The 21,028-nt window shown below is 38.1% G+C and carries 29 protein-coding genes and 1 pseudogene; 7 read left to right on the top strand and 23 right to left on the bottom strand.

The window, feature by feature from the left end:
* Positions 1 to 47 precede the first annotated feature (47 nt).
* From V7K27_RS20080 to V7K27_RS19990, 20 genes and pseudogenes are all read right to left on the bottom strand, one after another.
* A complete protein-coding gene (locus V7K27_RS20080; RefSeq protein WP_334949849.1) occupies positions 48 to 1,283 on the bottom strand; it encodes a DUF445 domain-containing protein in 1,236 nt (411 codons plus the stop codon).
* A gap of 158 nt (positions 1,284 to 1,441) precedes the next feature.
* Positions 1,442 to 2,137 carry a bifunctional demethylmenaquinone methyltransferase/2-methoxy-6-polyprenyl-1,4-benzoquinol methylase UbiE gene (gene ubiE, locus V7K27_RS20075; RefSeq protein WP_334949848.1) on the bottom strand — a complete coding sequence of 232 codons (696 nt, stop codon included), beginning with the start codon at positions 2,135 to 2,137 and terminating at the stop codon, positions 1,442 to 1,444.
* 104 nt (positions 2,138 to 2,241) lie between these two features.
* A complete protein-coding gene (locus tag V7K27_RS20070) occupies positions 2,242 to 3,180 on the bottom strand; it encodes a response regulator (protein ID WP_334949847.1) in 939 nt (312 codons plus the stop codon).
* A 316-nt stretch (positions 3,181 to 3,496) separates the two neighbouring features.
* Positions 3,497 to 3,748 (bottom strand): annotated as a pseudogene (locus V7K27_RS36540) (DEAD/DEAH box helicase); the annotation flags it as partial.
* Positions 3,749 to 3,814: 66 nt separating this feature from the next.
* Positions 3,815 to 3,943: a hypothetical protein gene (locus tag V7K27_RS20065; protein ID WP_334949846.1), complete on the bottom strand. Its 129-nt coding sequence runs from the start codon at positions 3,941 to 3,943 to the stop codon at positions 3,815 to 3,817.
* Between the two features lie 194 nt (positions 3,944 to 4,137).
* On the bottom strand, positions 4,138 to 4,446 hold the full coding sequence (locus tag V7K27_RS20060; protein ID WP_334949845.1) for a transcriptional regulator: 309 nt from the start codon (positions 4,444 to 4,446) through the stop codon (positions 4,138 to 4,140).
* Positions 4,447 to 4,715: 269 nt separating this feature from the next.
* A complete protein-coding gene (locus V7K27_RS20055; RefSeq protein ID WP_334949844.1) occupies positions 4,716 to 5,006 on the bottom strand; it encodes a helix-turn-helix transcriptional regulator in 291 nt (96 codons plus the stop codon).
* A 115-nt stretch (positions 5,007 to 5,121) separates the two neighbouring features.
* Positions 5,122 to 5,580 (bottom strand): type II toxin-antitoxin system RelE/ParE family toxin, encoded by a 459-nt coding sequence (locus V7K27_RS20050; RefSeq protein WP_334949843.1) that lies wholly within the window; start codon positions 5,578 to 5,580, stop codon positions 5,122 to 5,124.
* An 83-nt stretch (positions 5,581 to 5,663) separates the two neighbouring features.
* Positions 5,664 to 6,299 carry a hypothetical protein gene (locus V7K27_RS20045; protein WP_334949842.1) on the bottom strand — a complete coding sequence of 212 codons (636 nt, stop codon included), beginning with the start codon at positions 6,297 to 6,299 and terminating at the stop codon, positions 5,664 to 5,666.
* Positions 6,299 to 7,372: an RAMP superfamily CRISPR-associated protein gene (locus tag V7K27_RS20040; protein ID WP_334949841.1), complete on the bottom strand. Its 1,074-nt coding sequence runs from the start codon at positions 7,370 to 7,372 to the stop codon at positions 6,299 to 6,301. Before V7K27_RS20040 ends, V7K27_RS20045 begins: the two co-directional genes overlap by 1 nt.
* Entirely contained in the window at positions 7,350 to 7,850 is a 501-nt protein-coding gene (locus tag V7K27_RS20035) for a hypothetical protein (RefSeq protein WP_334949840.1), read from the bottom strand. Before V7K27_RS20035 ends, V7K27_RS20040 begins: the two co-directional genes overlap by 23 nt.
* On the bottom strand, positions 7,847 to 8,785 hold the full coding sequence (locus V7K27_RS20030) for an RAMP superfamily CRISPR-associated protein (RefSeq protein WP_334949839.1): 939 nt from the start codon (positions 8,783 to 8,785) through the stop codon (positions 7,847 to 7,849). The genes V7K27_RS20035 and V7K27_RS20030 overlap by 4 nt, the downstream gene beginning before the upstream one ends.
* A gap of 24 nt (positions 8,786 to 8,809) precedes the next feature.
* On the bottom strand, positions 8,810 to 9,430 hold the full coding sequence (locus V7K27_RS20025; protein ID WP_334949838.1) for a hypothetical protein: 621 nt from the start codon (positions 9,428 to 9,430) through the stop codon (positions 8,810 to 8,812).
* 10 nt (positions 9,431 to 9,440) lie between these two features.
* Positions 9,441 to 10,361 carry a type III CRISPR-associated RAMP protein Csx7 gene (gene csx7 / locus V7K27_RS20020; protein ID WP_334949837.1) on the bottom strand — a complete coding sequence of 307 codons (921 nt, stop codon included), beginning with the start codon at positions 10,359 to 10,361 and terminating at the stop codon, positions 9,441 to 9,443.
* A gap of 7 nt (positions 10,362 to 10,368) precedes the next feature.
* Complete coding sequence (locus V7K27_RS20015; protein WP_334949836.1) at positions 10,369 to 11,523, bottom strand: putative CRISPR-associated protein; 1,155 nt, start codon at positions 11,521 to 11,523, stop codon at positions 10,369 to 10,371.
* 37 nt (positions 11,524 to 11,560) lie between these two features.
* Entirely contained in the window at positions 11,561 to 12,067 is a 507-nt protein-coding gene (locus V7K27_RS20010; RefSeq protein ID WP_334949835.1) for a hypothetical protein, read from the bottom strand.
* A 1-nt stretch (position 12,068) separates the two neighbouring features.
* Positions 12,069 to 13,334: a type III-D CRISPR-associated RAMP protein Csx10 gene (gene csx10, locus V7K27_RS20005; RefSeq protein ID WP_334949834.1), complete on the bottom strand. Its 1,266-nt coding sequence runs from the start codon at positions 13,332 to 13,334 to the stop codon at positions 12,069 to 12,071.
* Positions 13,331 to 14,083, bottom strand: coding sequence for an RAMP superfamily CRISPR-associated protein (locus V7K27_RS20000; protein WP_334949833.1), 753 nt, complete (start codon positions 14,081 to 14,083; stop codon positions 13,331 to 13,333). The genes csx10 and V7K27_RS20000 overlap by 4 nt, the downstream gene beginning before the upstream one ends.
* Positions 14,080 to 16,413 carry a type III-B CRISPR-associated protein Cas10/Cmr2 gene (cas10, locus tag V7K27_RS19995; protein WP_334949832.1) on the bottom strand — a complete coding sequence of 778 codons (2,334 nt, stop codon included), beginning with the start codon at positions 16,411 to 16,413 and terminating at the stop codon, positions 14,080 to 14,082. The genes V7K27_RS20000 and cas10 overlap by 4 nt, the downstream gene beginning before the upstream one ends.
* A 13-nt stretch (positions 16,414 to 16,426) precedes the next feature.
* Positions 16,427 to 16,585 (bottom strand): hypothetical protein, encoded by a 159-nt coding sequence (locus V7K27_RS19990; RefSeq protein WP_334949831.1) that lies wholly within the window; start codon positions 16,583 to 16,585, stop codon positions 16,427 to 16,429.
* Positions 16,586 to 16,828: 243 nt separating this feature from the next.
* Between V7K27_RS19990 and V7K27_RS19985 the strand changes: the two genes are divergently transcribed.
* From V7K27_RS19985 to V7K27_RS19970, 5 genes are read left to right on the top strand one after another with little or no spacing between them, the layout of a single operon-like run.
* Positions 16,829 to 17,047 carry a hypothetical protein gene (locus V7K27_RS19985; protein ID WP_334949892.1) on the top strand — a complete coding sequence of 73 codons (219 nt, stop codon included), beginning with the start codon at positions 16,829 to 16,831 and terminating at the stop codon, positions 17,045 to 17,047.
* Positions 17,044 to 17,214, top strand: a complete 171-nt coding sequence (locus V7K27_RS19980; RefSeq protein ID WP_334949830.1) for a hypothetical protein — start codon at positions 17,044 to 17,046, stop codon at positions 17,212 to 17,214. The genes V7K27_RS19985 and V7K27_RS19980 overlap by 4 nt, the downstream gene beginning before the upstream one ends.
* A complete protein-coding gene (locus tag V7K27_RS36535; protein ID WP_442947631.1) occupies positions 17,144 to 17,314 on the top strand; it encodes a ParE family toxin-like protein in 171 nt (56 codons plus the stop codon). Before V7K27_RS19980 ends, V7K27_RS36535 begins: the two co-directional genes overlap by 71 nt.
* Positions 17,244 to 17,402, top strand: a complete 159-nt coding sequence (locus V7K27_RS19975; protein WP_334949829.1) for a hypothetical protein — start codon at positions 17,244 to 17,246, stop codon at positions 17,400 to 17,402. Before V7K27_RS36535 ends, V7K27_RS19975 begins: the two co-directional genes overlap by 71 nt.
* A complete protein-coding gene (locus V7K27_RS19970; protein ID WP_334949828.1) occupies positions 17,368 to 17,748 on the top strand; it encodes a type II toxin-antitoxin system HicB family antitoxin in 381 nt (126 codons plus the stop codon). Before V7K27_RS19975 ends, V7K27_RS19970 begins: the two co-directional genes overlap by 35 nt.
* Before the next feature lie 37 nt (positions 17,749 to 17,785).
* On the opposite strand, the gene V7K27_RS19965 is transcribed toward V7K27_RS19970, so the two are convergent.
* The 3 genes from V7K27_RS19965 to V7K27_RS19955 form a co-directional block, all read right to left on the bottom strand.
* Positions 17,786 to 18,217, bottom strand: a complete 432-nt coding sequence (locus tag V7K27_RS19965; protein WP_334949827.1) for an NUDIX hydrolase — start codon at positions 18,215 to 18,217, stop codon at positions 17,786 to 17,788.
* An 8-nt stretch (positions 18,218 to 18,225) separates the two neighbouring features.
* Positions 18,226 to 18,678 (bottom strand): DUF3531 family protein, encoded by a 453-nt coding sequence (locus V7K27_RS19960; RefSeq protein WP_334949826.1) that lies wholly within the window; start codon positions 18,676 to 18,678, stop codon positions 18,226 to 18,228.
* A 148-nt stretch (positions 18,679 to 18,826) separates the two neighbouring features.
* Entirely contained in the window at positions 18,827 to 19,759 is a 933-nt protein-coding gene (locus V7K27_RS19955) for a Sll0314/Alr1548 family TPR repeat-containing protein (RefSeq protein ID WP_334949825.1), read from the bottom strand.
* A 59-nt stretch (positions 19,760 to 19,818) separates the two neighbouring features.
* Between V7K27_RS19955 and V7K27_RS19950 the strand changes: the two genes are divergently transcribed.
* Both V7K27_RS19950 and V7K27_RS19945 read left to right on the top strand, forming a co-directional pair.
* A complete protein-coding gene (locus V7K27_RS19950) occupies positions 19,819 to 19,980 on the top strand; it encodes a hypothetical protein (RefSeq protein ID WP_334949824.1) in 162 nt (53 codons plus the stop codon).
* A 165-nt stretch (positions 19,981 to 20,145) separates the two neighbouring features.
* Positions 20,146 to 20,820: an ABC transporter ATP-binding protein gene (locus V7K27_RS19945; protein WP_334949823.1), complete on the top strand. Its 675-nt coding sequence runs from the start codon at positions 20,146 to 20,148 to the stop codon at positions 20,818 to 20,820.
* Positions 20,821 to 21,028 lie beyond the last annotated feature (208 nt).

Below are 21,028 nucleotides of genomic sequence, written 5' to 3'. Positions count from 1 at the left end.
TAGGATTTTTCGATGTTTGATAAAAATTTGCAGGCAAAAACAAAAAATTAATATTGACTTAATATTAAAAACACTGTCTGCAATAACCCGATGACAAAACCCAAAACACCACCTAAAGTTACAATCGCCTGCAATTCATTTTTCACAATTCCTTCAATTGCAGCTTCTAAATCAGCCGGTGAAGTTGATTTTACACGGTCAACTATCACTTGATCTATCGACAAAATCGGAATCACCTGCGTCACAATTACTTCTAAATCTTTTTCTAAATACTTATCTAAAATTAGAGCCAACTCTTGACTCATCACTTCTAAAGAAGTACTTACAACAGGTGAAGTACTAAGACGGTTCAGCAGCACTACAGCAATATTTTCCCAATCAACAGAATCAGTTAATCCTTGTAAAAAATCGCTGCCACTGTTTTGCAGGTAATGGCGGACACTTTCGCGGGTGGTCTTTCGTAGTTGGCGCACCGTACCCATTGGCAAATTTTGTAATGATAAATTTTGCAGTAATTTCCGAATGCGATCGCGCATTTTCAAATCTTGAGTCAATTCCTGCAAGCGACTATTGGTAGCCTCCTTTTCATCCAAGCAAAAAGTCCGTAACCGTGTAAGAGTATTACGTAAGCCAAACAAATTTGCTACTACCCAATAAGTACCACTGGTTTTTTCGCGGAAGCCTTCATCAATAATTTGAATTGTGCGATCGGTCAAAAAATCAACTATCGCTTGGCGCAGCACATCCGGCGGTAGAACTACTTGCAACAACCAATCAGCAAGCCGCGTGGCTTGTTCTTCACTCAACTGAAATTCCAGCAATATCTGGTCAAAAATTTGATTGATTTGCGCTTCCAAAAAGTCTTCGCGTCGCGCTAAAACCTTGAGTAATCGTGGTAAGGATTCCCCTAGTAAATCCCGCAAAATTCCCGCCACAATTTTGGCGCTTTTTTGGTTTTTATCTGTTTTGATTTGTTCAATCGCCAGCCGCAACAACCAGAGAATTGCTGCTTGCACGCGTTCTGTTTGCAACAAACGCCGCGCCAGATTTTGCAATTCTTCTGGCGTTAGCAGTGACCCCATGATTGTATCGGAAATGTTTTTAGCTAGACGTTCCTGGTTGCGGGGAATCAATCCAGGGGTGAAGGGTACTCTTCGTCCAGCAATGTAAATTGCTCGGTAAGGACGGAACAACATTTTTATCGCTATATCATTTGTGAAATAGCCAATAATTCCACCCAGTACCGGGGGAGACACATAAAGCCAAAGATGAGACCAGTCCACAGGGAAGAATTAAAAAAGTTAGGAGTTTAGAGTGAGGAGTGGAGATTTAACAGAGACGCGATTAATCGCGTCTGTACAAGAGTTAGGAATGATAAATTTTCAATGAGAAATTATCACTACTGATAATTCATAACTTCTAACTTATAACTCCTAACTCATCACTCATTTTTCTTGACTACCAGCACTCCCATCATACCGTTCGCAATGGGGTAGTGTGTGGCAACAGCAAAACCAACTTGATGAGCTAACTCTATTTGCTCTTTTCCGATGGGAAAGCGGTCTAAGCTAGGACTGATGTAAGCATATTCTTCTTTTAAGCCTAAATAATTGGCAACTGGCACCACGAAGCCGTCCAGATACCACTGCTGAAAGGTACGTAGCTGAAAATTACTCGGTCGATGAAAGTCTAAAATTGCGGCTTTAGCACCCGGCTTCAAAACACGGTATAACTCTTGGAGACTGCGGGGAATATCTTTAACATTTCTTAAACCATAGCCCATTGTTGCGGCATCAAATTGGTCATCGTCAAAGGGTAAATTTAGCACATCGGCTTCTATCCAGGCGATCGCAGGTTGGGGGTACTGCGTTTGGGAGCGTAATAAAGCAGTTTCTAACAGCCTTGGGGAAAAATCTACTCCGTACACCTGTCCTGTTGCTCCTACATGCCGTGCCAAACGTAAGGCTAAATCACCACTACCGCAACACAAATCTAATGCAGTATCACCCGATTTAGCTGCGCTCCATTTCACTGCCATTTCCTTCCATATTCGATGCTGTCCCAAACTCAACCAGTCGTTCAACTGGTCATAAACTGGAGCAATACGGTTAAAAATGGACTGAATTTCGTTAGTCATTGGGCGTTGGGCATGGGGCATGGGGCACTTGTACTGAGCGAAGTCGAAGTATTGGGAATTGGGCATTAGTCATTGGTTTTTGACAAATGACTAATGACAAATGACTAATGACAACTACTAAAAGCGATCGCCAGCAGTTGCGCTAATAAATTAATTAGCACTAATTCATCTTCCCGCAAAGTGCAGGGTTGTTTCCACTGTAGCGACAATACGCCCAAAAGCTGATTATGGTAGCTAATTGGGGTAACTAAATGTGCTTGCACACCCGTATTTTGGTAGTGAATAGCATCAACTAGTTTAGTGTCTTTAAGTACATTTAAGGAAACTTGCATTTGTCCAGTGGCGATCGCTTCCTTTGTTAGTGGGTCAAGAGATAGCCAATTCTCTATTGTACCTGTATCGCTGTAAGTTCCTTGAGTCGCAACCAGAGTATTTCCATCTGTCAGTTGTAGGATACAGCCTTCTGCTCCAAAAGTCTGACTCACAGCCCTCGCAATTGGAGCGAGAGTTTCCTCTAAGCTAGAAGCTGCTTGAGTTACCTGTACCAAAACACTCAGCAGCGCCATTTGAGCATGAGCACGGCGTAATTCTTCTGTGCGTTGCTTGAGCAAGTCGTAGGTTTCTGCTGCTCTTTGCACCACTGCCTTCAGTTCCCCTGGGTCCCAAGGCTTGGTAATATATTTGTAGACTTGCCCCGCATTAATCGCCTCTACCAAGTCTTCAATATCAGTAAATCCAGTGAGAATTATTCTTACCGTATCGGGAAACTGAGGTACAGTCTTGCTGAGAAACTCAGTTCCTTTCATTTCTGGCATCCGTTGATCGGAGATAATTACCGCTACCTCGCCTTCTGCTGCCAAAACTTCTAAGGCGTTCACCCCACTATCAGCTTTCAAAACATTAAAGTCGCGTCGAAAGGTGCGATAAAGCAGATCGAGATTATCTGGCTCATCGTCAACTACCAGGATTTTCAGCTTTTTTGGTCGTTCGAGAGTCATCACTTGAGATTGGAGTTTATTAATTTCGAGACTGGACTGATCCATAAGATAGTTCCTTTAAATATTCACTCTCTTGTTATATTCCATACCAAGTTTAGTTGAGAAAAGCTAAAATTTATCAGGGGTTTTCACGGACTTAATTGGCATTTTTAAATACGCTAATTATGAGTACTACAGAGGATATTTGCCTGCCCAAACATCTCAATTAGATAGAAAAACCAACTAAATCAGCCTAACTATGGCAGTTTTGCTCATAGATCGGGTACGTTAACAAATCTCCTTTGGATGCAACGCGCAGTATGGATGCACAGATGTGCATTCGTGTCAACTTAACTCGGGTAAGGACTATGTAGGCACTATCTCAGGCTATCAGCAGCAATGATATCAGTAAAAATACCCTTTCCCAGTTCGCAATCAACGTTTCAGTACGTTGGCGGAAGCTGTCAGCTAGGGTTCGCAGGGGTACAACGTAGATAAGTTTATTGGGGAAGTCAAGGTTAAAATGTTTGGCGAAGAGGAAGGGTGCGATCGCTGTTTCTGTTTTTCCTGATCCTGTGGGCGCGCAAAAAAGGATATTTTGGTGCTGGAGGAGTTTGAGGACGGTTTCTCGTTGAAATTGGTGTGGGGCGAAGGTCGTAAGAGTTTAGAAATATTCATCAATCATCATTGATAAAACAGATTACGATAAATATCTATAAAGTGGGGCGATCGCAGTTTTGGTATTAGTCAAGCGATCGCTCTTAATGCTGTGGTGAGAATGGGAAAAAATAAACAACTTTTCTAGCTTCCTGATATGAGAAGTTAACAAAGTTGCGTAAGTTGGTAAATTAGTGTCCCCTTGCGGGGAAGTGGTGAAGACTGAAACAACTATTCAATCACCATACTAGAGGAGTGTTTCAATCCCCTCGCGGGGAAAACACAATTACTCTAGTTATTAGAATAATAGCTTGACATTTTTAATTAGTCAAGCTATTATTTACAGCCATCAAAAATAACTGCCCTTTACTCAAATTGAGCCAGAACAATTTCTTCTTCAGGAAAATCAGCTACTATTTTTAGATTCCCACCAAGAGCCTTGATATAACGGGAAAGGGTGGACACTTGAATGTCCTCTTGGTTTTCCAACTCCAAAACAGTAGACTGAACATCACTGAGGTTTTTTTCCCCATCATCATGATGTGCTAGTCCCAATGATTCTTGCAGTTCCATTAGGGTAAGATGAAGTAGTGCAATTTGAGCGCGAGTTTTGTTTTTTGCCCTTCGCTCTGGTGTCATCCGGTTTCGCAATTCACTAAAAGGCTTTGTTTTCATATCAATCCTTCATTCTCAAGTTCTTTTAGCAATTCGTCGTATATTTTATCAGCTTTCATTATTAGTTTTCAAAATATAATAAGCTCTTACTGCAACATAATAAAACCAAGATAGCTGCTGGTTACAAAGCAGTTACCTAAAGAAAATATATTTGGTTAGCTTTAGTCCCCTTGCGGGGAAAGAGATGGGTACACATAAATTATATGTAGCCTAACATCTCACGGATATTTGTTTCCGTCCCCTTACGAGGAATTTATTATTTTAAGATATCATATCCCAGAGGGATTATTAACAGACTCAACAGCTTTTTTAGCAAGGTATAATCGATAATTATTCTCTAAGTTTATCCAAGACTGAACAGAAGTACCAAAAGCTTCTGCTATTTTTTTAGCAATCTCAGGTGTAATATGCTGCCTATCTTCAACAATGGCTGAAATAATTTCAGGTAAGTCCTTATCAATTGCTACTAAATTAGCTTCCGTCCACTTTCTAGCTTCTATTTCTTTTTGTAAAATTCTTCCTGGAGTAAAAGCTTTTACTGGTATTAAACGCTGTTGCATTTTTTCATTTCCTGTAGAGATATGTAGTGCATCTTATCTATTTTAGGTTGTAGAGACACTAGTTAAGCATCTCTACAGTTAATTAATCAAGATGAAAAACTATCAGAGGTAATTTCTAGTGATGATAGTCAATAATCTCGATAATTAAGAGATATTTACTCATGTCATCCTCTTCAATCGTCACAATTAACCGCCAATTACCGGTAAGCCATACAGCATACTGTCCCCTGCGTTTTCCTTCTTCGAGCCTGTGAAACCCCAGATTGCTGTGTTGGTATAAATCCGACTGGTTGCTCATCATCTCGAGTATTTGCATCTTCTCAAAAAAGTTCTCAACAACAGCTACTGTGTATTTACGAGAACCTTCTCCAGTTTCGTACATTTTCTGGAGTTTTTTACAGTGGAAACGGGGGCATCCCCAAGACTTTTCTTTCCGAGGGCGCTTTTTATTCACTTTGTTAATTTGGGGCTGTTTACGTGCGGATGAAGTCTTCATATCATTTATGTAGGTATCTATACCTTTGAAGCCATTTATGTCTCGTGTTCGTGGTTTACCACGGTTGTGTTTAGTCATAGGGGAACATCCTGGTTAGTTATAAAACTAGATATCCATATTTTATTTTAAGCAATAAATAACACAAACGTAAATAAAGTAGATTACTCAATAAATTTCACACTTTTAATACTTCCATCATCCTTGAGAGCAGTAATTTTCACTTTTACTACCTGTCCTTCCTTTAGAGAAGCTGCTTTTTTGGGTTCTTTCTCAGTCAGCTTAATCGTTCCTAGCATCTCATAAGTAACTCTATTACCTTTAACACTAAGTACGGTGGCATCTAAAACTTGGTTAATTTCAAACTTTTGTGAGTGAAAAACTACCGCAATTTCTGCTTGACGTTCAGAGACTTGTTCAACCTGCGGACTTTCGGAAATAGACATTTCGTCAATCGGACTAACTTTGTAATACCGCATTAAACGCATCGCCCAGCCTAAAATTTTTAACATGGTCTGAGCGTTTGCTTGTTGGCTTTGTAGATATTGATTACAGGCACGTTCTATACTGCGGTAGTAGCCTGTAGTTCGGCCACTGTGTCCAATTTGCCTACCGTTAGTAACTAAAGTTTTAAGATAGCTAAAAAATCGCCGACCTGCGTCCGGTTGCTCTACAATACTACGCAGATATGCAATAACTTTTCCTACTTCATTAACATCAGTTTCCTCTTTAACCAAGGTTATTGCTAAATTGTGAGCAAGTTGAGATTCCGCTTCTGTTAAAGATTCTGTAGTCAACATTAATACATTCCTTCTGGTGGTTCGCGATCGGTTGGGTAGCGTAGAACTTCAGCGAGTTGTTGGAGTTGGGGAAGTTGAATGAGTCGGGAATGTGCTGTTTTAATTTGGGTAGCGATAAATGTTTGTAGTGCCTCTCCTGTGAGAAGATGATTATTATGGGGCGTGTAAGTGGAGTAGTGCGATCGCAAATCCTCGAAATTTTGTAATATCTTTGCTTGTGTAACTTCTACAGTCATTGTTCCCATCCCAATAGGTTTACCACCACCAACTTTTAAAGCTATGGGGTAGTTAGAATCTTGTCCCAACACAATAAACAGCGTCCCTAATTCTTCAGGCTTCATGTTTTTAAACTGCAATTGAGTAGTAAAAGTGTATTCTCTTGCTGCTTGTTGAATTGCAATTCCTTGATTTTGTGCTTTTTCAATGGCGCGAATTGTATGATAATAAAACTTACGTCCAGCAACTTTTCCCCTTGCGTCAAAATATGCGCTTCCGGGTTCAGGGCGCGGACGATATAAGGAAGGCATAAACCCCGTATTAAAACCTATACTTTCACATTTAACATCATTAAACTCAATTAATCCTTGCCAATCTAAAGCACCGAATACTTGACTAGCGGGACATAATTGTTCTTTATTTCGACATGGTAATCTTTCGTTGGGTATTTTATCCCGAAATCTTGATGTGACTACTGCAAGGGTACTATTCGTAATCGCTTCATATACTGAACGAATACAACCTTTAAGGGAACTACCTTGAATTACCAAGTGTTTATCAATCCCCTGTACCATTGTTTTAATTAAAGATACACGGATTTGAACATCGTTACCAGGGACAACAATGCCAGTAGAAATATGCAGCGATGTTTTAACTTTTAGAGTTAAAAATAAAGTTCCATGCAGGCGGTTTTTATCAAATTTATCATGTCCAGCAGGATGTTCTAAGCGGGGACGTTCCTGTGGAAAAGAAACAAATTTATATGGTTTTTGTGTATTATTTACCGCAGCATCATCACGAGATACAGGCTGAGAAGGAGTTTGTTTTCTTGGTTTAGGTTTTGGCGTGTTGGTCATTTTCGTTAACCGTTAAGGCGACAAAATGAATAGTTGCAGTATTAGAGTCTTTGAAATATCTTTGTTTTATTGGTATCTCTTCAGGCTTGATAGATTGATTATTTTCACCTTTAAAAGTGAAACCTTTAGGAAATCTTGCTTCCTTTGGGTCATACCAATAGGCATCTCTATCACAAATTATCCAATTACCAGTTAATACTTTAAATCCTTCTAAGTTAAATTTCTGTTGACTGAGGATTAAAACTTCATATCCTGATTTGTGTTTTTTCCATCGCATTTCACATATTGCATTAAATACCTGTCCTTCAATTTCTCCTCTTTCAGAAGGTAATTTCCTACAAATTCCACTCACAGCATGAGAATAACGTAAAAAATAATAACTTTGAGAGTTAGAGACTTGAGTAATTAAGGTATCGAGTTCATCAAGTGCTACCAATTGCTGATGATATATATACCCCAGAATAAATTTTTCTTTCATGCAACTAAAACCTTACTCCATGCACGAACTGAACGCATAAATAAATCTTTTACACCAGATTCTGTGTCACCTTCCCATTTAAGTTGAACACCAAAATCTAATTCCATAGACTCTGCACGAACTGGAGAATCTTGATTATCTGGTTTAGAAAAACCATATTTTCCTGCTTCTTGTTGGGATAAAAACTCTCCTACCCCTAGTAGAAAAGTTGAGTCCCATTCCTGTGAATGTCCCAGTTGGCGAATTTTTCTAGTTTCAGAGTCAAATTGACATCCTGGATACTGGACAACTGCACTATTGTATTGAACGCGAACCGTACCTAAACCGCGTGATTTGGCAAAACCTAAGCCAAACCAACCATCATTTAAATCACGCAGTACCAAACCAATTAAACCCAGTTGCGCCAATGTAAAATTTTTGAGATGAATTTTAGTACAAAATTTTCCAGCAGTGCAAACTTGATAATTGAAAGGGCCAACCGCAACCGAACCAAATACGCGGTCAATAGCGACACCATTACGTTCTTCTAATTTCAATTGCGTTAAGTCAACTGGATGTGCATCTTCAATCCGAATGCGGCTTGCTATTGAAGTATTACCAAACATTTGGTCAGTAAATGAAGATTGTTTATAGATGTCGTGACTTGCTAAATTTTTAGGTAAGTAATCACCTTTGGTAGGGTCACTTGCCCAAAGCTTCTTTGTATTATTATCACCACCAACAGTACGGACAATTCTTTCAGCATGAGCGCGAATTGCACCTTTTAAGCTACTTCCAGGCAAATAAATTGACCACCCACCCCGATGAAAAGTTCTGACAAATTCCATATCAGGATTTGTAGGGTCTGCACCTTCACGTCCCGATTTAATCAGAATCGGCCCATCTGGGATGATAGTTAAATCTATAGTACAGTGATTAACAAATTTGTTGTGCATAATCTTGAGTTTGAGAATGGAAATCTAAGCTGCAACTAAATTATTTAGCTGTATTTCACATTGTTGAAATATAAAATTAGCAGCAGCAAATAATTTATCTAGTTCATAAATCGTAAAAGGAGTCATATTTCTGGTAAAGTTATCGCCTTCTAGTTTACCAAATTGCCATGTTGCGCCATTAGAAACAATACCAAAAATAATTATTTCATATTCTCCATTTAATCTTTGAGCCGCAATCATTTCTGCTAAACATTGCGCCCAACCTGTTTCAAAGTTATCTTGTTTGGCTTCCACTAAAATAAAGTATGGTTTGTCAAATACGACCTTACCTAATGGTGAACGTTTAGCCAAAATATATTCAGGAAATCCTGATAATTTTTCATCATAATTTAAGGATTCATGACTCCATAAAATAAAATGTTGGCGGTAGGTTTTCCAAACTTCTTTAAGAACGGGATAAATCAGATTTTCACAGATAGCAAATTCTGAGTTATCAACTACAGCATCCCGCATCATCAGTTCTAAATCTTCGCGGAAGTAGTCAGGAATATTAAAGGGAATTTCGCTGATAAAAATTGCTTCGGTGTAGATAACTTGAAACGCTTTGAGAACTTCACCGATGGTTTTGTAGTTACTGAAAGCCATTTTAACCTCTTCAAGATTGTGTTTGGGTTGTGGTGGTAGAATTCTTGGGTATATTATCTCTTAAATAATTGATTAGTGCTTGAGTCCAATTATGTTTATGGGATTCTAGCTGTTCTTGATTGCAAAGATAATGATTTTTGTCTCCTTGAACTAACCTTTGTAAGTAGTCTAATAATTCTTCAGGCTTATTTTCTGGATAGTCAAACCACCACATCTCACGAATATCTAGTTTAACAACACCCAAGCCACGAGAACGTCCACCACCAAGGGGAATTTGTTCAGTTTCAAACTGATGTAACCCAATCATTAATAAACCTAGCTCCCAAGGTTTAGCATTTTCCACCACAGCTTTAAATTCAAATAAAGTTTCGGCGGGAACTACTTGGAAATCATAGAGTTTCCCATCTGCTGCTGTTTCAGTGTCTCTATCAATGGCTACACCGTCTCTTTCTTGGTATTGTCCAAACCATGTATTATCGACTATGGTTAAATCGCGTACTTGGAATTTACTAGCTATCCAAGGTGAACCAAAAAGGAGTGAAATTAAATCTGTTTCATTGATAATTTTATCTGTGAGTAACTGATCTTTTTTTGCAGCGCGTTCTTCTTGTGGATATTGCTCAAGTTCTTTTTCAACCTCTTTCTTAAGACCGTTTTCTCCATTCATACGCTCGTTGGTAATTGACCATTCTGCTTCTATTGCTGGGTTAGCCGCAAAACTGGAATCAATTCCACGGAGGAAACTTTCAAGGCGCGATCGCATTGCACCTTTGAAGCTTGATCCTGGTATTAATGGTTGTCCTAATGCATCTTTAATGACGGGTAAATCTGTTCCGATGGTTTCTGTGGAACGTCCTGCACTAATTCTTAATGCGGTGATAGTGGTAAGTTTCCCTGTAATTTCTAGGCGGTTTTTAAATGTATCAAACATAAAATTATTATGGGTTGTCGTTGACATAATTATGCTCACCATAGTGTCGAAGTCGTAAATTATTACCAACAGCGATACAACTTATGCGTCTATCCTTGGGTAAATCAAAATGATCAATATCTCTGTTCGTACCTTTACTATATCTACGAAGGCGAAAAATACCATCTTGTTTCATGGCAGTAATCCCATCTTTATTATTTAGTAGTAAACAAGCTGCTCTAGCTAAGTTTTCCTGTAAAATTACTTTTTCATGTCCAGGTTTAATTTTATAATCTTCTTCAAATACTTGCATATATTCTATTTTTGGAAATTTTAATAGTTCATTTTGAGAAAGCAATTGATTTTTACATTGACTCCAAATTAATTGTCCCCAGGTCGATAATGTCTTTTCTTCTCCATCTACAACAACCCATTCTTGAGGCACTTTTCTTCCTTCCTCCCAAGATACAGGGACATCGCCTTGTTCCATCATTGCAAGGGAAATTTTATATGGTTCAACTTCCTCGATCTTGATTTTGACAGGTAATCTAGGAATTTTGATTAACTCTTTTGAACCTTCAAATATATAAATAATTTCGTCGGCATAGAACATTCCGATAGTATTAAAATATCCCTGTAAAGCTTTAAATCCGCCAACAAGATTGAAGGAAATCCTATAATTATTTTTTTTGCTGTCAAGAATAGTTTCTTGCATTACAGGAATTAATTTAGCAATACTTTCTGTAAAAATATTACTACTAGCAAGATAAAGTTCAGGTTGAATCCACGAAGTTATATTTATTAATCCTTTGCTATTCAAAAATAATTCAATTATTTGAGCCGAAGCTATACCTTGAGCAGTATCTGTTGTAATTAGTATATGAGTGTCAGGTATAGCATCTTCAATCTTCTCATCATATAATCCATAAATGCCATTTAACTCAGCACTCATTTCTCTTATTTCTAATATATTACTATCATTTAATTTCTTTTCTACTCTAGTTACTAAAGTAGCAATTATTTTAGAGAATACATGAGAATAATCTGAACTATTTTCAATTTTTTCTTGAGTCCAGTTTGCAGTTTTATTCAAATCTGTAATCCAACTTTTAGAATCTTTTCTTTCATTTATCTCATTTGTAAGTAAACTAGTACCTACGGTAGAAATTACAAGACGACGCATATTTACTCCTTGGTGTGGATTATTAATTTTGCGAATTTTACTTAAACTTTGCTTCTCCAACTAAAGCTGTATGTTTTCTAGCAAGATAGCCTAAGTATAGCTGCGCGAGCTTGAAATAGATTTCTTTTGTAAGCTCTTTCAGATTTTGAACATTATCAACATAGTTATTTAACGGATTATTCTTAGGTATAGATTTTCTAATAGTTTTAACAATATTGTTTGCATCTTCTGTCAATTGCTCAATTTCACAAACAAGTGCTGTAGCAAAAAGTTCATTACCAATTTTCTTACTCCAAATAGGACTTGATCCACTTTTACCAATCTGACATTTTATGAAAAGTTTAACAATTTCAATCGAAGAATTAGGACTAATCGCAACGGATAAAACATTTCTAAAAGGAGATTTTTTATCTTCAGTAGCAATAGAAAATTTTTCAGCTATTGCATTTATTTTTTCAATAACATCATCCATTTGCTCTGCCATTGCTTTTTGAATTCTGAACTCTAGCTGCTGTCTCAAAAAAGGATCTAAATTATCTTGCATATTAAACCAAGTCCTCTCTCATGACTAAATGAAATTCATTACATACTTCAAATTGACCAAAACCTTCACAAGTTCTTTCTCCAACTCCTTTCAACTCTAAATTAGCTAAAGCTGCATACCATTTTTCTGGTTGAGAGGTACTAAATAAGTAAACAGCACCTTTGTTAGTTACTAACTCCACATCTTTCATTAACCCCCAAGCTGAATTCCAACCAGAACGATATTCATAACTGCTGTAAGCTGCTTCTAATTGCAATAATTTATCGTCAACACCTGTAAATTGTTCTAACATCTTTTCAGAAATCACAGTTGTTCGTTGCCATTTTTCGGTTAATATTGTATCTGCTTGTAAATTTAAAGTAAAATACTGACGATTTGGAGATAATTCTTTAATTTGAGAACCCAAAATAGACCATTCTTCCCAACGTTCCTTAAGTTTATCGGTGAATCTTTCAATCTTCTCTTGATTTTTTTTTGCTATATTATTTTGAATATCTAATATTTGGCTCTTGATTTCCACTTTACCTAAACCGCGTGAGGTTGAACCACCTAAGCGAAAATTCAATGAATTATTATCAATAAAGTGCCATAGTAAATCTGATAAATTATCTGTGACAATAATAGATGATATATAACTTACAGGTTTTGGATTTTTACCCATTGATTCTGATTCATCTAAAACCTCAATGCTATATAGGATTTCTTCTTCTGATGTAGCACGTCTTCTATTGATTCCTACCCTAGTTAATAAACGCTTTTTCGGCGAAATTCTATAGTATTTATCATTAAATACACTATAAAAAGTAATTCCAGGAGAATCAACTCTACCTCCATCAGTGGGACAATTTGGTTCGTATGCGTAACCATAGCAATCTGCACACAAACGGTCAAAAAGAGTATCAAAAACACCATTGCCCTGATCATCTGTTTTGAAACCCGGCTTTGTCTTTGAACTTAGTGCAGTACTTGGTAATATTTTTACTTCTTCTTCAATTCTAAAATCATTTTTATCGATTTTGGAAACATTAGGATAAGCATTTTTAAAAATAGCTGATTCATCACCCAAAAACAAAGCCTGAAAATCACCACCATCTTGACTCAAATCACTAAACTGTTGACCAGATTGTTTTAAGATTTCACTTGCGATCGCCCCACGAATTACGCTACCAGGAATATAATCTTCACATTCACTCACAGAACCACCTGGTTTTTGTCGAGAAATCGCTAAGGGAGATAATGCCTTAATTTCTAATTCAATACGCTTCACTTTATTTCTCCTTTTGCTAAAAACTGCCAAACTTCATCAATATCAATATCTTTTAATCCATCTTGTAATTCTTCTAATTCCCAATGCAGCCAACCTAAACCAGCCGATTTACTTCCCCCTAATGCATAAATTTGTCGCAAACCTGCCAAAATTAACACTTTTGCATAATCTGCTCTTTCAGGCGTGAGACTTGGTTGAATGTGTATCTCTCCTTTAAACTGAAGTTGTGCATTTGCAGGTGAAGTTTCTAAAAAATAAAGTTTTTTCTCTTCTGCAATACGACGACGGCGATTAATCGTGACACCAGGACGCAAAACTTCAGATAAGTTTTCTGGTTCTTCTGTACAAATCAAATCGTCAAAAATTACCCTTGAAGGTAAAACAGGATCGCCAAAAGTCTGACTAACTAAACAGTGATATGTATCTTCATATCCAGGTATTTTATATTCATCTCGATTAAATTTAGCAGGGGGATTATCTCTACGGATAACCATTCTTCCTGCATTGGGAGATTCAGCAATTTTCCATCCTAACCCTCGCAACAGTTTTTCACATTCATGGCGCACACGTCCTTTAATTTGTGAACCAGGAATTAGTAAATTACGTTCTGAGTTACGCACAATAGGTTTATCTGCTAGAGAACCAGAAGAACCTCCTGCACCTACACATAAAGCTGAATCAATGATCGCGGTAATTTTGTAAGTTTTAACTTTATTGGTTTTATTTAATAAATCGTTAAGCTGTATCATGGCGCAGTTTCCTTAATTGATGGTTGTGGAGATTTCGTATCTGAAAAATCGATCAAATCGTATAAATCAACCATTTCTCGCCAGATAGTTTCATATTTACTTTCTTCCATTGTATTTTCTTTGATCTCGCACATCCAAGGTGCAATATTACCTTTGTTAGTTTTAGCTGGACACCATATATCTTCAAAGTTCGCTTTAAGTGCATCTTGTCCTTTTTTCAATCGGTGACGAAAATAGTAATAATTCAAGCTTGCAGTTCGTCTACCCCGTTCTAAGAAACTACGAACTTGATAAAGTTGCGATTTGGGAAAGTCTGCTTCTTTCAATGCGTGAATAGATTTCAAAAATTTATCTAATTCAGGTATGGTATAAGGTGCAGCATAAAGCTTAAGTCTATCAATGTTTAAAGCTTGTTTGCGAAAGTCTTCAATATTTGACGAAATCATGGTGACTGATTTCATTGTGAAGAAATCAACTGTACCACCATAGTAAGTAATTTCTTTCTGTTTTTGTTGATCAGTGTATTTCAGCGTTTTAGCATATTTTTTTGCAGATTTTAATAATTGTGTTGTCAATTTTTCTGCATAATAAATCGGAGTATTATAAGCAGTAATCAATACACCGCTAGACATACTGAGCTTACATTGATAATGTTCCGAGATTTTTTCACAAAAGCGATGAAACTTGTTAGGTTCAGACAGTTTTTCTTCTACTTGGTAGTTGCCTTTTATTGTTACCCCTGATATCTTGACTTTCCCCAAAAGGATGTTTTCAAATTGCTCACCAATCATTTGAGCAATTTGTAAAGATTTATCAGCAGGCACTATCAATAAAATGTCATCACCACCAATAGTGATAATTTCAAATGGATGAATTAAATCACCATCTTGAATCTTTGATTCTGGTTCGGTTATACCTTTGATTTCACGGGGATGCAGATTGTATGCTAAAGCTTGATAAACAGCATATTTTGTTGCATTTTCAACATCTTTGCTAAATTCTTGATATTTTTCAGGTGTGCGGATGTTTTGAATAAAACCTCCCATATTATTACCATCTGAATATATATAGGCAATATATCCTTGACTTACTTTGCTCAATTGCGTCAAAGATTGGGGAATTTTAATTTCTTTTTTATGCCTGTAGTTAATTCCATAATATGCTTGAGACTGTTCTGGATTATTTGCCAAAAAATCCTCACATTTATCAAGCCATCCCTCAATTATTCCTGCTTCCCACTTTAATCCAGTTTCCTGATACCATTTAGGTGTACGATAATCACCAGTTTTTGCTCTATCACCTACTCGCCGTTTACGTGTTAAAGTTTCAGATAGATAAGGTTGTCCAGCAAAGTGTGTTAAATGACTAATGCTTGAGCGCTTATCACTCTCATCTCTCCTGAGATAGGGATGAGTCTCAAACATTGGCGGATAGCTACGATTGGGACGATTTTCGCTATCATTTCCACTGCGACGTTGATTAAAGCGAATTGCTAGTTTTGTGGTTAATTCGTTAAAACTTTTATGCTTTTGGAAGTTTTCTATTGCTTGAGAAACTTCCGTTATTTTACCAAAGTAGGCTTCAACTAAAGAATGTTTATAGACTTCTTGTTGTTGATATTTTTCTAGCCAAAATGTTTCATCAATATTATTTTTTAGTAAGCCTAAGCGAGTTTCTATTATTCTAAAACTTTCTCCAACTGCACAGGAATTAGCTGTTAATGTTTCCTCCGTATATCGTTTTTCAATCGCATTCGCTAAATTATCCACAAAGGCAGCAGGACAAAAAGCAAGGATGTTACCACCAGTTGAGTAAATAATAAGTTCGGGGATTAAACCATCTGAAAATTTAGGCTCATTATCGAAATTCTCATTTAGCCATTTTCTAACTTCTTGACATTGAATACTGTAGTTACAATTTGATGCTTGTGGAATTACATTAAAAAAAGCAGGTAAATCTACTAAGTTAATTCTATCTAACAGCGCAGAAGCACCGCGAATATCTGGGAGTTTTGATTCTTCAAAAACATACTGCTTAATTTTGGTAGCACCACCATAAACTAAACCAATTTTTGATTCCCAAAGAATGGGGTATTTTTCAAGTAATTGTTTTAAATTCTCTAATGTGTTAGGAAAATTTTCCGGCTTCTTTAATTTTTCCCATTGTTTTACTGCATCGATTACAAAGGATACTTCCTCTGGAACTTGTTCGCCACTCATCAATGCTTGGTGCATCTTTTGTAACACAGACAAATCATGTTGAGGTTTTTTCTCATCACCCCAAGCCAGACACCAAGCGATCGCTATACTAATAGAACTCATCTTATCCATTTTTACATTTACCTCAAATTAACTCCACCAAAACCCGTGCCAATCCTTGCACCATCGGACGACTAGAGACATTCTCCTCACCCTGCAACCGATGGACATTTCCTTTAAGAATCGGCGTTTCCCCCGAAATCGCATCACTTACACCTTCATAATCGCTGTAAATAATTGCCACCACTTGCAAACCCGGCTTTATGTGTTATTTATACATTTGATGGGTAGATCATACACGCACCTAGAAGAAGTGTCTTCCAAGACGCTGTATCTTAAAGAAAGTTATATTTATCGAGATTTGGCTAGTCTGATAACCATGTCTTTTTCTACTATTGAGAGCGATCGCAACCTGACAACTCCAATGCACCTGCATCCGCTATATTTAAGGTGTATCAGTTGCCCATTGTTGCACCGAAATTTAGCCATGACAAAGCTACTTGAACAAGCGATCGCCAAACTAAAAAACTTGCCCGCCACTGAACAAGATGCGATGGCGGCGATGATTTTGGCAGAACTAGAAGATGAACGCCGTTGGGATGAAGCTTTTGCCCGTTCTCCAGACATGCTTGCCAAACTTGCAGCCGAGGCAATGGCTGAATACCGTGCAGGTAAAACCCAAGAGTTAGATCCAGATAGATTGTGAAGTCACGTATCACCGCTCAGTTTCGTCAAGGGTTTGCTGATCTACCTGAGCAAGTTCAAGAGCAAACGCGTCAGGCATACCGCCTTTTCAAACAAGATCCGAGCCATCCAAGCTTGCGCTTCAATAAAAGTACATCCAGAACTACCAATTTATTCAGCACGGATTAGCAAAAATTATCGAGCGGTTGGACAGTTAGATGGAGATACCGTTATTTGGTTTTGGCTTGGTTCACACGCAGAATATAACAAGTTGCTCTCTGGGTTGTAGCGATACAGTGCGATCGCATTCCCGATTTGGATTAAATTTAGAAGAGTGGATTGATGAAGACACTGAACCAGAAGAACCAGCAGATTGAGAAGCCGTCCTTAGAATATTATTTAAATCTTCAGTACCCTGTAACACTTTACCCTGACCCAGAGGGTGGATATGTAGCTCAAATTAAAGATTTACCTGGATGTCTTACCCAAGGCGAAACCCTTGAAGAGACAATGGCAAATCTCAATGAGGCGCGGGAATTGTGGATTGAGACAGCTTATGAAGTCGGCGATAATATTCCCTTACCAAGTAGTAATGATAGCTATAGCGGTAAATTACTTATACGGATGCCAAAATCTTTACATCGACGTTTAGCTGAGACTTCTGAACGGGAAGGCGTTAGTCTCAACCAATATATTGTGTCTTTGCTGAGTGCGATGGAATAATTAACAGCAAACTAATCTTAAGAAATTTCCAGATGATTTATAAATATTCAAAAAATCCTTCAGGTACTAATCGTAATTCTCCAGATTTAAAGCGATAAATATCTATCCATAACGCTTTATGTTTATGAGTTTGTGATTCTGAAAAAACTAAACTTTCCAGTTGATAAAATTTGAAATCAGCAAAGTCACATTGATAAAGCTGAATAATTTCATGACCTTGCCTACCATTAAATGTAAACAAGTTCTCTAGACAACCCAAATAGCGAATATTCATTAAGTCTGCTTGAATTTCCTCTTGAAACTCCCGTTCTAAGGCGACGCGGCTGGTTTCGCCAAATTCAACACCACCGCCCAAAGCACGATAAAATGTTTCTTGCTTTACGGGATCGTAGCCTTCAGAAAGAAATATGCGATCGCCATGCCGAATTAGCCCCAAGGCTATTACCCGAATTTCGCCTGCTTTATTCATTTTTATAACTAATTATCGTAAATAGACTGAGGACGACTTTCGCTATCCTCAATAGGCCAATCTGCATTTTCGCCGCCGATGTACAATTCTTCAATGGTGACATATTCCTGACTTAGCTGGCTGAGAGCGTTGATTAAAATATCCAGAGCGATCGCATCACTGGTTCCTAAGTCAAACCAACAACGCCCCCACTGTCCCTCATATTCAAACTCACCGATGTTATGCATCAGTGCTAGCAGGCTTTTGTCATATCCTTGTTCATCATAATTCATGTAGCTGATATCGAGTCCAGTGTCCTGCACCTGAAGATTCTCTGCATTAAATGCACCCAATTTACCCAGATAAAACCAGGAATTGAAAACTTCTTCTACATATTGCTTTTCACGCGCCGAAGGATTTGTGCTGAATTTCAGCCAAATCCACATATCAAAAGGATTAATTTCGCGGAATTGAATCTCCATTTTGGTCTAATGTCTCAATTACTCTTCTGAAAATAAGCATATCAAAATGGGGAGTGGGGAGTAAGAATTTTAGATTTTAGATTTTGGATTAAAGAATTGAAATTTAATCCAAAATCTAAAATCCAAAATCCAAAATTGAATTGCCCTATTATCTAGGATTGTTCAGGCTAACAGCACGGCTGCGTTCACGCTCAATTTGTTTGACTAAATCGCCTGGGAGTTGGGATTTTTTGGTCAATGCTTTGTCAAAATTAGCGATCGCTTCCTGGAACAACTGCTGGCTTTTTTCTTTTTGCCCCAGTTCTTTCAGGATTTGGGCTTTGAGATAATAAATTTCTGGATTATCGGATGTGGTTTTGATCGCACGGTTGACATACTCTAGTGCCTGTGTATACCGTTTTAAATCTCGGTAAGCAAGAGCAATACCCCGATCCACTAGATACTTCGGAGCAGCATTTTTTTCTAAGCCTCCAATTGCCTGATCTGGGCTAGCAAAAGGCAAATTAACCGCCAACAATAAATCCATATAACCCTTGATTAAATTCAGTTCTGGATCGTTGGCAGAAATTGCTTCGGCTTTGTCTAAATATTCATAAACTTGCCGCAGCCGACTAAAAGCTTGCGGCACACCGTTGACTGTACCCTCACGGGTGAGAACTACTGCACCTTTTAAAAAATGACCAACAGCAGTGTATAAATTACCACGCAATGGATCGATGGAAATCAGTTTTTCTCCAGTTTCTAGAGTTTTCTGACTATAGGTGTCTAGTTTCGCCCAATCCTTATTTCCGTATGCTAAAGAAGCGATCATGGCATAAGCTAGAGGTTCATTTGGCTCTTTGGATATCGCTTGTTGCAGATAACGCTCTCCTGCTGGATAGTTGCCTTGTTGGAAAATCGCTTTAAAAGCTGCTTCTGTTTGGTCGCCAATTTGATGAGGTTCGCGATCGCGAAACGGATCGCCAGCCAGAGAGGGATTTATCCACAAATTAAGTGCGAACGCAGTGACAAAAGCAGTCTGAGCAAGGGTAGTAAGCCTAGCAGAAGCTACTAATCGAGGCGAAGAAAACCTTTTAGTCATTTTAACCCTCAGAATAATTGCGGTTGAAATAGTTGTATGTGTTACTTAAAATGCAAAAAATGGTTAATTTTAACACTTCGGCTTCTCTGCCAGATGCTGCGCGAACGCTCAGTGTTAAAGCCGAGCCAAGTCGAGGCTTTAACTTGCCTTTGCTTCAACCAAAATTTTCTGATATAAAAGTTGACTTTGGTAATTTTTCCATGTTCCCAGGCAAGTTATAGTCATTGTTTAAGGATGAGTCTGCCACAATAGAGGAAAAGTGGATGATTCTTGCTGCTAAATTAAGGTGTTAATCCAGCTAATGCGCGATAAATTTCTCCAGAATTTTCCAGGTACTCTCAGTGTAGCTAATCAGTAATTTGCTGACTTTTTGGTAATCTTAACAAATGCTCTATCTCCGAAATGTAATTTATCACCCCACAGCGTGCCCAACAGCGATTCTCAAATCGATCAACTTGGAATTAGCACCCCAACAGCTAGGTCTGATTATTGGCCCGAGTGGTTCAGGAAAAAGTACCTTACTAGAAATTTTGTCGGGACTAGCTGAACCGACTACCGGCGCACTCTTCTGGCGGGAACAAGAACTTATAGCCGAACAGCTACAACAATTGGCTGGGTTGGTATTTCAGTTTCCAGAGCGGCACTTTTGCGGTGGTTCAATTTTAGAAGAATTGCGTTTAGGACATCCTGAGTTAGGGTCAGAACGAGTCAGACAGGCGCTGACTGAGGTGGGATTAGAGCATTTATCGCTTTCCGCAGCCCCTCATGCATTGAGTGGTGGTCAGCAACGACGTTTAGCTTTGGCAGTGCAATTGATTCGCCAGCCAAATTTATTATTATTGGATGAACCCACAGCTGGGTTAGATTGGTCAATGCGTCGGCAACTGGTAAATTTATTAGCGAAACTGAAACAAGATTGGACGCTGTTGGTAGTGACACACGATGCTGGGGATCTGTTAGCGATCGCAGACCGTTGCTGGACACTTAACCACGGTGAACTAGAATCAGTAGACCCAAGGATACTAGAAGCCAAAATTAAAGAACCTCTACCAGCAGTATGAAAGGGGGAGTGGGGAGTGGGGAGTGGGGAGTGGGGGATGAGGGAGATGAGGGGGATGAGGGAGATGAGGGAGATGAGGGAGAATTATTGAGCAAGTTTCTTCCTTATCTCTTCCCAATGACAAATGACAAATGACAAATGACAAATGACAAATGACAAATGACAAATGACAAATGACAAATGACAAATGACAAATGACAAATGACAAA

Source organism: Nostoc sp. (assembly GCF_036919575.1).
Classification (GTDB): Bacteria; Cyanobacteriota; Cyanobacteriia; order Cyanobacteriales; family Nostocaceae; genus Nostoc.
The sequence above is the reverse complement of the archived record's forward strand: the minus strand, read 5'-3'. Positions and strand labels throughout refer to the sequence as shown.